12 protein-coding genes are annotated in these 14,053 nt (G+C 64.1%); 9 read left to right on the top strand and 3 right to left on the bottom strand.

The annotated features are described in order from the left end of the window. The first annotated feature begins 32 nt into the window (after nt 1-32). Entirely contained in the window at nt 33-785 is a 753-nt protein-coding gene (rlmB, locus tag CFE42_RS02435) for a 23S rRNA (guanosine(2251)-2'-O)-methyltransferase RlmB (protein ID WP_004626332.1), read from the top strand. Beyond that, complete coding sequence (locus CFE42_RS02430; protein ID WP_004626334.1) at nt 785-1,534, top strand: NAD-dependent deacylase; 750 nt, start codon at nt 785-787, stop codon at nt 1,532-1,534. Before rlmB ends, CFE42_RS02430 begins: the two co-directional genes overlap by 1 nt. A 15-nt stretch (nt 1,535-1,549) precedes the next feature. Here CFE42_RS02430 and tal read toward each other — a convergent pair whose 3' ends face one another. After that, nucleotides 1,550-2,509, bottom strand: a complete 960-nt coding sequence (gene tal / locus CFE42_RS02425; protein ID WP_004626336.1) for a transaldolase — start codon at nt 2,507-2,509, stop codon at nt 1,550-1,552. 149 nt (nt 2,510-2,658) lie between these two features. On the opposite strand from tal, the gene rpiA reads away from it, so the two are divergent. Beyond that, nucleotides 2,659-3,345: a ribose-5-phosphate isomerase RpiA gene (rpiA, locus tag CFE42_RS02420; protein WP_004626337.1), complete on the top strand. Its 687-nt coding sequence runs from the start codon at nt 2,659-2,661 to the stop codon at nt 3,343-3,345. Between the two features lie 140 nt (nt 3,346-3,485). Here the strand turns inward: rpiA and CFE42_RS02415 are convergent, their stop codons facing one another. Together CFE42_RS02415 and argA are read right to left on the bottom strand one after the other, a co-directional pair. Beyond that, nucleotides 3,486-3,761: an oxidative damage protection protein gene (locus CFE42_RS02415; protein ID WP_004626344.1), complete on the bottom strand. Its 276-nt coding sequence runs from the start codon at nt 3,759-3,761 to the stop codon at nt 3,486-3,488. Between the two features lie 107 nt (nt 3,762-3,868). Further along, nucleotides 3,869-5,224, bottom strand: a complete 1,356-nt coding sequence (gene argA, locus CFE42_RS02410) for an amino-acid N-acetyltransferase (protein WP_137911056.1) — start codon at nt 5,222-5,224, stop codon at nt 3,869-3,871. Nucleotides 5,225-5,337: 113 nt separating this feature from the next. On the opposite strand from argA, the gene hrpA reads away from it, so the two are divergent. The 6 genes from hrpA to CFE42_RS02380 all read left to right on the top strand — a co-directional run bounded on the left by hrpA (nt 5,338) and on the right by CFE42_RS02380 (nt 14,048). Beyond that, nucleotides 5,338-9,339, top strand: a complete 4,002-nt coding sequence (gene hrpA, locus CFE42_RS02405; protein ID WP_004626347.1) for an ATP-dependent RNA helicase HrpA — start codon at nt 5,338-5,340, stop codon at nt 9,337-9,339. 117 nt (nt 9,340-9,456) lie between these two features. Next, complete coding sequence (locus tag CFE42_RS02400; protein WP_004626349.1) at nt 9,457-10,452, top strand: YncE family protein; 996 nt, start codon at nt 9,457-9,459, stop codon at nt 10,450-10,452. Between the two features lie 11 nt (nt 10,453-10,463). Next, the gene (locus tag CFE42_RS02395; protein WP_004626351.1) at nt 10,464-11,297 is read left to right on the top strand and encodes a polysaccharide deacetylase family protein; all 834 of its coding nucleotides are present in this window, start codon (nt 10,464-10,466) and stop codon (nt 11,295-11,297) included. Between the two features lies 1 nt (nt 11,298). Then, nucleotides 11,299-12,273: a sterol desaturase family protein gene (locus CFE42_RS02390; protein ID WP_004626353.1), complete on the top strand. Its 975-nt coding sequence runs from the start codon at nt 11,299-11,301 to the stop codon at nt 12,271-12,273. 77 nt (nt 12,274-12,350) lie between these two features. Next, nucleotides 12,351-13,208 (top strand): EI24 domain-containing protein, encoded by an 858-nt coding sequence (locus tag CFE42_RS02385; protein WP_004626355.1) that lies wholly within the window; start codon nt 12,351-12,353, stop codon nt 13,206-13,208. A gap of 21 nt (nt 13,209-13,229) precedes the next feature. After that, the gene (locus CFE42_RS02380; RefSeq protein WP_004626357.1) at nt 13,230-14,048 is read left to right on the top strand and encodes a competence/damage-inducible protein A; all 819 of its coding nucleotides are present in this window, start codon (nt 13,230-13,232) and stop codon (nt 14,046-14,048) included. The last annotated feature ends 5 nt before the right edge of the window (nt 14,049-14,053 follow it).

The raw sequence follows: 14,053 nt of genomic DNA, 5'->3' as shown, positions 1-14,053 counted from the left end.
GGGGAGCGAGGGCGGACGGGTACAATCGCGCCATGTCTAAATCCAAGCTCCTCATCGGCTTTCATGCCGTTACCGCCCGACTGCGCCACGGCGCCAAGTCGATCGACGAAATCTACTTCGAGGCCAACCGCCGCGACCGCCGCATGCAGGATTTCCTGAAAGCGGCGGAAGCAGCGGGCGTGCGCCTCATTCCCGCTGACGCCGACCGTCTGCGCGGCATTGCCGGTACCGACCGCCACCAGGGCGTGGTTGCCAAGGCAGAGTCGCTGTCGTTGGCGCTCAATCTTGATGAACTGCTCGACGGCATCGAAGGCACGCCGCTGCTGCTGGTGCTCGACGGTGTGACGGACCCGCACAACCTCGGCGCTTGCCTGCGCGTGGCCGATGCTGCCGGCGCGCATGCCGTGATCGCGCCGAAGGACCGCAGCGTTGGGATCAACACGACGGTCGCCAAGGTCGCCAGCGGCGCGGCTGAAACCGTCCCGTATATCACCGTGACCAACCTGGCGCGCACGCTGCGTGAATTGCAGGAGCGCGGCGTGTGGGTGATCGGCACGGCTGACGAGGCCGAACAGGATCTCTACCAGGCAGACTTCAAGGGCCCCACCGCCATCGTGATGGGCGCCGAAGGCGAAGGCATGCGCCGCCTCACGCGTGAAACGTGCGACGCGCTGGTCAGCATTCCGATGGCCGGCAGCGTGGAAAGCCTGAACGTGTCGGTAGCCAGCGGCGTTTGCCTGTTTGAGGCTGTGCGCCAACGCGCGGCGGCACCTGCCAGGAAGTAATGAGCATCGAACCCTCGGTCGCATCCGATGCGGCCGCATTGGCCCAGGCCCGCGCCTGGGTCGAGGCCGCCCAGCACGTCATGGTGCTCACGGGCGCGGGCGTCTCGGCCGAATCCGGTGTCCCTACGTTTCGTGATGCCCTGACTGGCTTGTGGTCGCGCTTCAACCCGGAAGACATGGCGACCGAGGCCGCGTACCGCAAGCACCCCCGCATGGTGTGGGACTGGTATCAGGAGCGCCGCGAGCGTGTGCTGCAGGTGCAGCCGAATCCGGCCCATCTTGCGATTGCCGCGCTAGCCAAGCGCAAGGCGGTGACGCTCGTCACGCAGAACGTCGACGGTTTGCATCAGCGCGCCGGCAGCGAAGGGGTGATCGAGCTGCACGGCAACCTGTTTGCCAACAAGTGGTTGGGTGGCTGCGGCAAATGCGATATCGCCACCGCCGAGCCGGGCAGGCCGCCGCGTTGTGCGACGTGTGGCGCGATGCTGCGCCCGGGCGTGGTGTGGTTTGGCGAGCAACTGCCGCTGGTTGCGAACTACCGTGCTGAAGAGGCGGCCAATACGTGCGACGTTTGTGTGGTAGTTGGCACATCCGGCATGGTATATCCGGCCGCTGGCTTGCCGGGGCTGGCGAAGGACCATGGCGCCAAGGTGATCGTCGTGAATCCGGAGCCAAGCGCCCTGGATGCAACGGCGGACCTCGTGATCCACCAGCCGGCGGGCGTGTGCCTGCCCGCCATGCTGGGATAAGACCCGGCTTTCTTCTTACGCCGCTGCGCGCAACGGCTCAATCAACGCTTCCAACTTGATCGCGTCCGCTGCAAACAGGCGGATGCCTTCGGCCAGCTTTTCGGTGGCCATGGCGTCCGCGTTCATGTGCCAGCGGAACGATTTCTCGTCAGCCGGCAGGCGCACGATATTGGCCGCGTTGGCGTTGTCCGGAGACAGCTTGCGCTCGACCGGCGCGTCGGACTGCTGCAGTTGGGCGAGCAGATCCGGGCTGATGGTCAGGAGGTCGCAGCCAGCCAGTTCGACGATCTGCGAGATATTGCGGAAGCTCGCGCCCATCACTTCGGTCGGGTAGTCGAACTTCTTGTAGTAGTTGTAGATGCGCAGAACGGACTGCACGCCGGGGTCGTTCGGGCCGCCTTGGGCGATCGGGTCCCAGTTGGCGCCGGCATCCTTTTTGTACCAGTCGTAGATGCGGCCGACGAAGGGCGAGATGAGCTGCACGCCCGCTTCCGCGCACGCCACGGCCTGGGCCAGCGAGAACAGCAGCGTCATGTTGCAGCGGATGCCTTCGGCACGAAGCTGATCTGCTGCGCGGATGCCTTCCCACGTCGACGCAATCTTGATCAGCACGCGCTCGCGCGCCACGCCGCGCGCTTCGTACAGCGCAATCAGATGCTTCGCCTTGGCGACTGTCGCCTCGGTGTCAAACGACAGGCGAGCATCGACTTCGGTGGACACTCGGCCCGGGATGATCGACAGGATCTCGCAGCCGAATGCCACGAGCACGGCATCGATGATGTCTTCCACGCTGTCGCTGCGAGCGTCGCGCACGGCCTGTTCGAGCAGCGGGCGGTATTCGGCTTTCTGCACAGCCTTGAGGATCAGCGACGGATTGGTCGTTGCATCGTGCGGCGCGTAGGCGCGCATGGCCTGGAAATCGCCCGTGTCGGCGACGACGGTGGTGAACTGCTTGAGTTGATCGAGCTGAGTCATGAAGCGAGTCCGAAGTACGTTCCTGCGTTGCGCTGGAGGTGGAAGGATGAATCGATTGTACTCCGCAGGTCTCGCTCCGCCAGACGGCCGAGAGCTGTCGTGTTGATCCGGTACACTAGCGGGCTTTCCGATCCGACCGAGTGTTTGCGATGACGCAGGATGAACTGAAGGCGCTGGTGGCACAAGCCGCCGCAGACTACGTATTGGCCAACGTGCCCGAGGGCGCCGTGCTGGGTGTCGGCACCGGCTCGACGGCCAACCTGTTCATCGACGCGATGGCGCCGCACAAGGCACGCTTCGCCGGCGCGGTGTCCAGCTCCGAGGCTTCGACGCGCCGCCTACAGGGCCACGGCTTTACGGTGCTCGATCTGAACGAAGTCGACGCCATCCCCGTCTACGTGGACGGCGCTGACGAGATCGACGCCTCGGGCGCCATGATCAAGGGCGGCGGCGGTGCGCTCACGCGCGAAAAGATCGTTGCCTCGGTCGCCAGCGTGTTTGTCTGCATCGCCGATGGAAGCAAGCTTGTCGAGACGATGGGTGCCTTCCCGCTGCCGGTGGAAGTGGTGCCCATGGCACGTGCGGCCGTGGCGCGCCAACTGGCTGCGCTGGGCGGTCAGCCGCGCCTGCGCATGACCAAGGAAGGCCAGATCTACAAGACCGATAACGGCAACGTGATCATCGATGTGGTGGGCCTGCGCATTGCCGATCCGAAGGGCCTGGAATCGGTGGTCAACGAGATTCCGGGCGTGGTGACGGTCGGCCTGTTTGCCAAGCGCGGCGCCAATGTGCTGCTGCTGGGGACCGAAGCGGGCGTGCAGCGTCGCGATTTCTGATCGCTGTTTGCGCATTGTCGAAAAGCTGCTCATGCAAATGGGCAGTTTTTTTTGCGCCCGTTGCGGCACGTTCAATGGCGTTGCCCAAACAAAAAGCCGTTCAGTTTGCGCTGAACGGCTTTGTTGTTGATGGCGGCAGATCAGGCCGAGGGCGGCGGCACGTAGCCGGCGGCTTCATCTGCACCATCGCCAAAGAAGTACTTCTCGGTCTGCTTGAGCAGGTACTGGCGTGCGCGCGAATCGGCCATGTTCAGGCGGTTTTCGTTGATCAGCATGGTCTGGTGCTTGAGCCAGCCGGCCCATGCTTCCTTCGAGACGCTTTGCCAGAGTTTCTTGCCCAGTTCGCCGGGCAGGGGCGGGAAGTCGAGACCTTCGGCTTCCTTGTTGAGCTTGACGCAGTGGACCATGCGGGCCATGGGGGTTCCTCTTGTGTGGCGGAAGCGCCGCTCAAGCGCGACGCAGGTGCCGCTATTGTAAAGGTCGCGCGCCGCCGGGCTTGGATTCCACGACGCACGCCAAGGGTTTAGAGCTTCTTCATCAGCACCATCGAGCGCCGCTGCCAGTTGTACAGCTTGCGGCGGTCTTCCGGCAGATCGTCCACGCTGGCACGTACGAAGCCGCGCTTGAGGAACCAGTGTTCCGTCCGCGTGGTGAGCACAAACAGGCGCTTGAGGCCCAGCGCTCGGGCGCGCACTTCGGTGTGCTTGAGCAGGCGTTCGCCGTCGCCGGTGCCTTGGCTGTCGGGGGAGACGATCAGGCAAGCCATTTCGGCCATGCCGTCCTTCGGGTACGGATACAGCGCCACGCAGCCAAAGATGATGCCGTCGTGCTCGATGACCGAGAAGTTGGCGATGTCGCGCTCCAGCAGCCGGCGTTCGCGCGGCACCAGCGTGCCGTCAGCTTCGAGCGGTTCGATGAGCGAGACGATGCCGCCCACGTCATCCAGCGTGGCATCGCGCAGGTATTCCAGATCGGTGTGCGACACCATGGTGCCCACGCCGTCGTGCAGGAACAGCTCCAGCAGGATGCTGCCGTCCAGCGCGAACGGAATGACATGTGCACGGCGCACGCCACCACGCATCGCCTTGACGATGTGCTGCAGGTAGTACGCCGTGTCGTGCGACAGGCTGCCGTCGCGCAGGCGTTCGATGGCCGTTTCCATCGACAGATCCTGTTGCAGCTTGCCCACGCGGTCCATGATGCCGGGCAGCTCCGTGATGAAGATGAGCTTGTCGGCCTTGAGCGCCGTGGCGGTGTTGGCGGCCACGTCTTCCATCGAAAGGTTGAACGCTTGGCCCGTGGGCGAGAAGCCCAGCGGCGAGAGCAGCACGATCTTGCGGTTGGACAGTGAGTGCTGGATCGATTCCGCGTCGATCTTGCGCACCAGCCCCGTGTGCTGGAAGTCCACGCCGTTGACGATGCCCACCGGCCGCGCCGTTACGAAGTTGCCGGATACGACCGACATGCGCGCGCCTGCCATCGGCGTGTTGGGCAGGCCCTGGCTGAAGGCGGCTTCGATATCCAGGCGCAGTTCGCCGGAGGCTTCCTTGGCGGATTCCAGCGCAGCGCCGTCCGTCACGCGTACGCCATCCACGAACGTGGTTTTCACGTTGCGCAGGGCGAGCTGTTCTTCCACCTGCGGGCGCGAGCCATGCACCAGCACGATGCGCATGCCCATGGCGTGCAACAGGGCGACATCGTTGACGAGCGCGCCCAGCATGCCGGCCTGGACCAATTCGCCGCCAAAGCCGATCACGAAGGTTTTGTCGCGGAAGGAATGGATGTACGGCGCCACCTCGCGCAGCCAGTCCACGAACTGCTGCTGTTCGGGCGTGGGCGGGATCGGAGCGATATCGACGGGGGCGGGCGTGTGCGCCACCAGGGAAACGCCGGGGGCAGGGGCGGAGGAACGAGCGGTCACGGGCGGAGGAGGAAAAGCGGCACGGGGCGCGGGCCGGCGCGGGAAAGATGCGCGGATTATAATCCCGCCCGATGTCAGATTCCCACGCCCAGCCGCCCCGGCCACGCCCGCCGGCGCCCTCTCAGAAACCGCCGAAAGACACGCCGCCGCCCGAGCGCAAGCCCGGCGGCAATGCGCGTCCGCAGCGCCGCCAAAAGCCCACGCCAGAAGAACTCGCCGCGGCGCTCGAGGCGCGCCGCGCACGTGCGAACCGCGTCCCGCCGATCACGTTTCCCGAAGCGCTGCCTGTGTCGGCCAGGCGCGACGAGATCGCCCAGGCCATTGCCGCGAACCAGGTGGTGATCGTCTCGGGCGAGACCGGCTCGGGCAAGACCACGCAGTTGCCGAAGATCTGCTTGTCGATCGGGCGAGGCATCGGCGCGGGCGGTACCGGGCTGATCGGTCATACGCAGCCGCGCCGGATTGCCGCGACGTCTACCGCCAAGCGCATCGCGCAGGAAATCGGCACGCCGGTGGGCGAGCACGTGGGCTTCCAGGTGCGCTTCAATGATACGCTGTCGGCGGGCGCGTCGGTCAAGCTGATGACCGACGGCATCTTGCTGGCCGAGACGCAGAACGATTCGTTGCTGCGCGCCTACGACACGATCATCATTGACGAGGCGCACGAACGCAGCCTCAACATCGACTTCCTGATCGGCTATCTCAAGCAGCTTCTGCCGCGCCGCCCGGATCTGAAGCTGATCATCACCTCCGCAACCATCGACGCACAGCGGTTTGCCGAGCACTTTGCCGGCCCAAAGGGGCCGGCGCCGGTCATCGAAGTCAGCGGGCGGTTGTATCCGGTCGAGGTGCGCTACCGCCCGATCCAGCGCGACGAGAAAGACAAGGAGCGCGATCTTTACGAAGCGCTCGTCGATGCGGTCGATGAACTCGCCCGCGAAGGCCCGGGCGACGTGCTCATCTTCCTGCCCGGCGAGCGCGAGATTCGCGAGGCGGCCGAGGCGCTGCGCAAGCACCATCCGGCGCATACCGAGATCCTGCCGCTCTTTGCGCGCTTGTCCGTGCAGGAGCAGGAACGTGTGTTCCGGCCGTCCAACGCACGCCGCATCGTGCTGGCGACCAACGTGGCCGAGACCTCGCTCACGGTGCCGGGTATTCGCTACGTGGTCGATACGGGGCTGGCGCGCGTCAAGCGCTATTCCTATCGCAACAAGGTCGAGCAACTGCAGATCGAGCCGGTGTCGCAGGCTGCGGCCAACCAGCGTGCCGGTCGTTGCGGCCGGGTGGCCGATGGCGTCTGCATTCGCCTGTATGACGAGGCGGATTTCATTGCGCGGCCGCGTTTCACCGATCCGGAAATTTTGCGGTCGTCGCTGGCGGCAGTCATCCTGCGCATGAAGGCACTGCGGCTGACGGACGTCGAGCAGTTCCCCTTCATCGAGCCGCCGCTGGGCCGTGCGATTGCCGATGGCTATCAGCTCTTGCAAGAACTCGGTGCCGTCGACGATGAGAATGCGCTGACCCCGCTGGGCAAGCAGGTCGCTCGCTTGCCGCTGGACCCACGCGTGGCGCGGATGATTCTGGCCGGCCGCGACCACCAGTGCCTGCGTGAGATGCTGATCATCGCAAGCGCCTTGTCCGTGCAAGACCCACGGGAGCGCCCGCAAGAACTGCAGCAGCAGGCGGATCAAGCGCACCGCCAGTTTGCCGACGAGAAATCGGAGTTTCTCGGCTGGGTGAAGCTCTGGAAGTGGTTTGAAGAGGCCGTCGCGCACAAGAAGTCGAACAAGCAGCTGCAGGAGCAGTGCCGTTCGCACTTCCTGTCGCATGTGCGGCTGCGGGAATGGCGCGACGTGCATTCGCAGTTGCACACCACGGTGGCGGAGCAGGGCTGGAAGCTCAACGAATCCGATCCGACGTATGAACAGTTGCATCTGGCGCTGCTGACGGGCCTCCTTGGCAACATCGGTGTGCGCATCGAGGAGGCGGATGGGAAAGGCCGTGAATACCTCGGCGCGCGCGGCATCAAGTTCTTCCTGTGGCCGGGGTCGGTCATTGCGCGCAAGGCGGGCAAGTGGGTCGTAGGCGGCGAACTGATCGAGACCAGCCGCCTGTTCGGTCGCACGCTGGCACGCATCGAGCCGGAATGGGTAGAGAAGGTCGGCGCGCATCTGCTGAAGGTGTCGTGGAGCGATCCGCATTGGGAAAAGAAGGCCGGCCAGGTGATGGCCTTCGAGCGCGGCACGCTGTACGGCCTGCCGATCTATCAACAGCGCCGCGTGCACTTTGGGCCGATGCAGCCGAAGGAAGCGCGCGAGATGTTCATCCGCCGCGCGCTGGTCGATGGCGAGTTCGAGACGCGCCTGCCGTTCTTCACGCACAACCAGCGCCTGGTGCGCGAGATCGAAAACCTCGAACACAAGTCACGCCGGCAAGACGTGCTGGTGGACGACGAGTTGATCTACGCGTTCTACGACAGCCAGATTCCGGCGGACATCTACAACACCGTGTCGTTCGAGCGCTGGTATGCCGAGGCCGCCAGCGCGGGCGGCAAAAGCGGCCAGAAGCTGCTGTACCTGAATCGCGATGACCTCATGCGGCATGAGGCGGCCGGCATCACGACCGACCTGTTCCCGAAGGTGCTGCCGATTGCCGGTATCGACATGGGCCTGACGTACCACTTCGAGCCCGGCAGCCCGCGCGATGGCGTGACCCTCACCGTGCCGCTGTATGCGCTTAACCAGGTCCCTGCGCAGCGCACCGAATGGCTGGTCCCGGGCATGCTCAAGGAGAAGGTGCATCTGCTGCTGAAGAGTCTGCCGCAGAAGCTGCGCCGCCATTGCGTGCCGTTGCCGGACTACGCCGCCGGCTTCGTGTCGCGCGTGCGGCTGGGGGATGGCGATCTGCTCGACCGCTTGATCGCCGACGTGCGCGAGCAGACCGGCATCGCGCTCAAGCGCGCCGACTTTAAGCTCGAGACGCTGCCCGCGCATCACTTCATGAACTTCAAGGTGATCGACGAGCACGGCCGGCAGCTCGACATGGGCCGCAATCTGGCCCAGTTGCGCGCGGAACTGGGCGGACGCGCGCAGCAGACCTTTCAGTCGATCGCCGCGCAGGATGCTGCCGTGGCTGGCACCCCGAGCGAGGGCACCAAGGCAGGCCAAGCCGGCAAGAGTGGCAAGGCGGAAGCCCCGGCCAACGCCGCGCTGTACTCGGGGCTGACCACCTGGAATTTCGGCGAGTTGCCGGAACTGCTGGAAGTCCGCAAAGGCAGCCAGACGCTGTTCGGCTATCCGGCACTCGTCGATGCCGGCGATCACTGCGACGTGGAAGTTTTCGACGACCCGGCGCAAGCCACGCGCATCCATCGCCTGGGCTTGCGCCGGTTGTTTGCGATCCAGCTGCGCGAGCCGTTGAAGTACCTGGAAAAGAACATCCCGGGCCTGTCGCAGATGGCGATCAAGTTCATGAACCTGGGCACGCAGGACGATCTGCGTGACCAGATCCTGGATGCCACGCTGGAGCGTGCCTGCCTGCAAGACCCGCTGCCCATCGATGACGCCAGTTTCGGTGCCCGCAAGGACGAAAGCCGCGCGCGCCTGACGTTGCTGGCGCAGGAAATTGCACGGCTGGTCGGCGCCATCCTGGCCGAATATGCGCAACTGCCGCGCAAGCTGCAGATCGCCAAGCCGTTTGCTGCAGCCACCGCCGACATCGACGCACAGCTCAAGACGCTGATGCACAAGCGTTTTATCGAGGCGACGCCGTATGCGCAGTTGACGCACTTTCCGCGTTATCTGAAGGGCATCGCGCTGCGCATCGATAAACTCAAGGCGGACCCGGCCCGCGATACGCAACGCATGCAGGAGATGGCGCCGCTCATCCAGCAATACCAACGCGCGGAAAAGGCGCTGCGCGTGCAAGGGCAGGGCGGCAACGACCCGCGCATGGAGGAATTCCGCTGGATGCTTGAGGAGCTGCGTATCGCTCTGTTTGCACAGGAATTACGCACGCCGGTGCCGATGTCGGTCAAGCGGCTGCAGAAGGTGTGGGAATCGATGCAGCGATAGCTGCACGATGCTTTCTTGCTGGCGGGGAAAGTTCCCCTTTTCTTTTTTTGATTTGTGTCAGCGGCGGCATAAATCCCAGCGTTAAAATGGTTAGCTAAGTTGCTGAATCTTCTCGTTATGTCTGCCTTGCGCGCCTCGTTTGCCTCCCGTTGGTTCTCCACGCTAGTCCTGTCGGCCGCTACTCTGATGGCCGCGCATGCGGCGCGTGCTGAAGTCGTCACCGTGCTCAATTCGGGCGACGCAAGCGTCTCTTTGATCGACAAGGACACCCGCAAGGTGCTCGAGACGTTCCCGATCGGCAAAGAGCCGCATCACCTGATCGCCACGCCCGACGAAAAGTCGTTGATCGTCGCGAACGCCGTCGGCAACGATCTGGTGTTCCTCGACCCTGTCACGGGCAAGATCCAGCAGCGCGTGCCGCACATTGACGATCCGTATCAGATTGGCTTTTCGCCTGACCAGAAGTGGTTTCTGACCACGGGCAACCGTCTAGACCGCATCGATATTTATCGCTGGGACGGCCACGCCCTGACCATCGCCAAACAGATTCCGGCGGCCAAGACGCCCAGCCACATTGCGTTTACCGCCGACAGCAAGATCGCGTTCGTCACCGTGCAGGATTCCAACGAGGTGATGGCCATCGACCTGCCCACGCAGAACGTGATGTGGCGCATGACCATTGGCTCCGCGCCGGCCGGCGTGTGGGTGACGACTGACCAGAAATACCTGTTGGTGGGCATGACCGGCGCCGATTACGTCGAAGTGATCGACTGGCACAACCGCACCAGCGTCAAGCGCATCCCGACTGGCAAGGGCGCGCACAACTTCCGCGCGCTGGGCGACAAGCGCCACCTGTTCCTCTCGAACCGCGTGTCAGGCACCATCAGCATCATCGATCAGCAAACGCTGACCAAGGTGGGCGACATCACAGGCCTGCCGCCCGGCCCCGACGACATGGAACTGACCGCCGACGGCAAGCAACTCTGGGTGACCTGCCGCTGGGCCAAGCGCGTGGCGATCGTCGACGTTGCAAGCCGCAAGGTCGTGGAAGAGATCAAGGTCGGGCGCTCGCCGCACGGCATTTACTTCCGCACGCGCGCTCCACTGAATTGAGCGTCACGACCATGAAGCCCGGCCTGTCGATGTTGCGCACGGCCGCTGCTGCCACAGCGGCGCTGGGCCTGTGCGCGTTGGCCGCGGCTGCACCCGGTGGTGTGAACGCCGGTGCATGCAAAGGCACCGTTTACCTCACTTTCGACACCGGCAGCATGAGCCAGGCGCAGTTGATTGCCGATACGCTGCGTCGCCATCGCATCCACGCCACGTTCTTTCTCGCCAACGAAAAGACCATCCACGGCGACAGCACGCTGGATGACGGCTGGGCCCCGTATTGGAAATCGCTAGCCGCCGACGGCCACGCCTTCGGTACGCACACCTTCGATCACGTCTACTACAAGGGCGAGGCAGGTGCGGGCAAGGTCCGCTTCCGCCCGCAGTTTGGCGAGGAGGGTGGCCGCAATGTCGTGTGGAGTGAGCCCGAATTCTGTGCGGAGCTCAAACGCAGCGCCGAGCGCTTCAAGGCCATGACCGGTCAGCCGATGGACCCGCTGTGGCGTGCGCCGGGTGGTCACCTTTCGGCGACGACAGAGGCTTGGGCGAAGCAATGCGGGTTCGCCCACGTGGCCTGGGCGCCCGCCGGTTTCCTGGGCGACGAGTTGCCGTCCGAGCGTTATCCGAACGACGCGTTGCTGCAGAAGGCGCTGTCCAGCCTGCGCGATGGCGACATCGCCATGGCGCACCTGGGCATCTGGTCGCGTAGGGATCCGTGGGCGCCGGCTGACCTTGAGCCGCTGATCACCGGCCTGGAACGCAAGGGTTTCTGCTTCGCCACGCTGCGCGATCATCCGCAGTACCAAGCCTGGTTGGGTGCCCACCCGGCTCACACTGCGGCCCGCTGACATGTTTGACTGGATCGCCGACACCTTCACGCAAGCGCAGGATGTGCTCTTCCAGCACGTCGTGATGCCGATCACCTATGCCATCGGCCTAGGTGGTTACGTTGAAGATGCCTACCCCGGCACGGAATGGCTGCTGATGGGGCTGGTGCAGATCGCGGTGCTGCTGCTGATCTTCCGCCCGCTGGAGCGCTGGCGCCCGGTAGAACCGGTGCAAGATCGCAAGGCCGTGCGTGCCGACATCTTCTACACGCTGTTCCACCGTCTGGGTTTCTTTCCGCTGTTGCTGTTCTTCACGCTGCACCCGCTGATCGACGCTCTCGACGGCAGGTTGCGCTTCTGGGGCTGGGCGCATCTGAACGTGGAAGATTGGTGGCCGGGCGTGACGTCGGTTGCCATCGTCAGCTTTCTGATCTATCTGGTGTTGTTCGACTTGCTCGACTACTGGTATCACCGTCTGTCGCACAAATTCCATTGGTGGTGGAACCTGCATTCGCTGCATCACAGTCAGCAGCAGATGACGCTGTGGTCTGATGACCGCAACCACATCCTCGACGATGTGCTGCGTGGTGCGGTGTTTGCCACTGCGGCGCTGGTTGTTGGGGTGGAACCCTCGCAGTACGTGCTGCTGGTGGCCATTTCGCAGTTGCTGCAAAGCTTGCAGCACGCCAACGTGCGGCTGCATTTCGGCTGGCTGGGCGATCGGCTGCTGATCTCGCCGCGCTTCCATCGGCTGCATCACGCCATTGGACTGGGGCATGAGGTGCCGGGCAAGCCTGGTGTGCTCGGCGGCTGCAATTTTGGCGTGCTGTTCCCATGGTGGGACATGCTGTTCGGCACCGCCATCTTCTCGCCCGAGTACCACGCTACCGGTATCCGCGATCAACTTCCCTCCCCGCAAGGGCGCTCGCGCGACTACGGGCGCGGCGTGCTGCGTCAGCAGTGGCTTGGCCTCAAGCGCCTGTTCGGCCGCGCGTAAAGCCCGGGCGGGACGGCGCGCGCGTGATTTCTGCACGCTATGCTAGGCTGTTCGCTCTCTGATTCCCCCATTTCTGCATGAACGACCTGATTCGCTCATTTGGCCGCGCGCTGCTTTCGCAACTGCATCCGCGCATGCTGTTCCTGACGGTACTGCCTTTCGCCGTGGCCGTGGTGGTCTGGGGCGGGGTACTGTATTTCGGCTGGGACGCCATGAACGGCATGGCCCGCAACGCCGTGGAAGGCTGGGCCTTCATGGGCTGGATCAAGAGCGGCCTGAACGCGATTGGTATGGCGGGGTTGTGGTCCGCGATCGCGCCGCTGTTGGTGATCACTTTGCTCGTGCCGGTGATTGTCGTGTCGATCCTCGTGCTGGTGAGCGTGGCGTCGGTGCCGGTGGTCATGCGCTATCTTGATCGCAGCTATCCGCAGCTTGAGCGTCGCAAGGGTGGCTCGGTGCTGGGCAGCCTGACGCATGCGCTGCTATGCACGTTGGTGGTCATTCTCGTGGCCATCGTCACGCTGCCGTTGTGGCTTATTCCTCCGTTTTTCGCGCTGATTCCGCCGCTGCTGTGGGGTTGGCTCACGTACCGCTTGATGACGTACGATGCGCTGGCTGATCACGCGACTGCAGAAGAGCGCCGCGCGATCATGCAGCGCTACCGGGTACCGCTGCTAGGCATCGGCGTCGCCGTTGGCATGCTGGGCTCGGCGCCGACGCTGCTGTGGGTGTCGTCGGTGGTGACGATTGTGCTGTTCCCGATCATCGCCATCGCCGTGATCTGGCTGTATGTGCTGATCTTTATTTTCTCGGCGCTGTGGTTTGGCCACTTCTGCTTGCGTGCGCTCACGCGTCTGCGTGCTGAAGCGCCGCCTGCGCGCATGGTCGAGGCCAGCGTGATAGAAGTTACTACCATTGAACTGCCTCGCGAATAATCAGAAACCATCGGAACTGACATGGCTTTCGGCATGATCATCATCGGCGACGAGATCCTCTCCGGCCGCCGCGAAGACAAACACCTGCGCAAGCTGATCGAAGTGCTCGGCGAGCGCGGCCTGACATTGGAGTGGGCCGAGTACGTCGGCGACCAGCCCGCGCGCATTACAAACGTACTCAAGCGTACGTTCGCCAGCGAGGACGTGGTGTTCTGCACTGGCGGCATTGGCGCCACGCCCGATGATCACACGCGCCAATGCGCGGCCGCTGCGCTGGGCGTACCGTTGGAGCTGCATCCGGAAGCGCGCGAGCAGATCACGCTGCGCATCGCCGAGTCGGCCAACGGTGACCCGGTCAAGGCGGATGTCTCAACGCCCGAAAACCAGCACCGCTTCAAGATGGGTGAGTTTCCCCAGGGCGCGCGCATCATCCCGAATAGCTATAACCGCATCCCCGGGTTCTCGGTGGCGCATCACCATTTCATGCCGGGTTTTCCGGTGATGGCATGGCCGATGATGGAGTGGGTGCTCGACACCTATTACGCTGATCAATTCCACCGCGCGCCGCGCGAGGAGCGCTCGTTCCTGGTGTTTGGCCTGCCGGAGTCGCGGCTTACACCGCTGATGGAGCGCATCGAAGCGGAGTTCGATGGCGTGAAGGTCTTCAGTCTGCCCAGCGTGGGGGATGCAGCGCGCGGTGAGCGCTATGCCCGCTCGCACATCGACCTGGGCGTCAAGGGCTCACCGGAAGCCGTGGCGCGCGCCTATGCGATGCTGCGAGAGGGTGCGGTGGCGCTGGGTGGTGAGATTTTCGAGGCGGACGCCAGCGCGGCGTCCTGACGCTC

Source organism: Ralstonia sp. PBBBR1, assembly GCF_002256165.1.
GTDB lineage: Bacteria > Pseudomonadota > Gammaproteobacteria > Burkholderiales > Burkholderiaceae > Ralstonia > Ralstonia thomasii.
The sequence above is the reverse complement of the archived record's forward strand: the minus strand, read 5'-3'. Positions and strand labels throughout refer to the sequence as shown.

Coding starts and splice junctions, on each gene's coding strand:
- rlmB (WP_004626332.1), top strand. CDS start 33: ATGTCTAAATCCAAGCTCCTCATCGGCTTTCATGCCGTTACCGCCCGA.
- CFE42_RS02430 (WP_004626334.1), top strand. CDS start 785: ATGAGCATCGAACCCTCGGTCGCATCCGATGCGGCCGCATTGGCCCAG.
- tal (WP_004626336.1), bottom strand. CDS start 2,509: ATGACTCAGCTCGATCAACTCAAGCAGTTCACCACCGTCGTCGCCGAC.
- rpiA (WP_004626337.1), top strand. CDS start 2,659: ATGACGCAGGATGAACTGAAGGCGCTGGTGGCACAAGCCGCCGCAGAC.
- CFE42_RS02415 (WP_004626344.1), bottom strand. CDS start 3,761: ATGGCCCGCATGGTCCACTGCGTCAAGCTCAACAAGGAAGCCGAAGGT.
- hrpA (WP_004626347.1), top strand. CDS start 5,338: ATGTCAGATTCCCACGCCCAGCCGCCCCGGCCACGCCCGCCGGCGCCC.
- CFE42_RS02400 (WP_004626349.1), top strand. CDS start 9,457: ATGTCTGCCTTGCGCGCCTCGTTTGCCTCCCGTTGGTTCTCCACGCTA.
- CFE42_RS02395 (WP_004626351.1), top strand. CDS start 10,464: ATGAAGCCCGGCCTGTCGATGTTGCGCACGGCCGCTGCTGCCACAGCG.
- CFE42_RS02390 (WP_004626353.1), top strand. CDS start 11,299: ATGTTTGACTGGATCGCCGACACCTTCACGCAAGCGCAGGATGTGCTC.
- CFE42_RS02385 (WP_004626355.1), top strand. CDS start 12,351: ATGAACGACCTGATTCGCTCATTTGGCCGCGCGCTGCTTTCGCAACTG.
- CFE42_RS02380 (WP_004626357.1), top strand. CDS start 13,230: ATGGCTTTCGGCATGATCATCATCGGCGACGAGATCCTCTCCGGCCGC.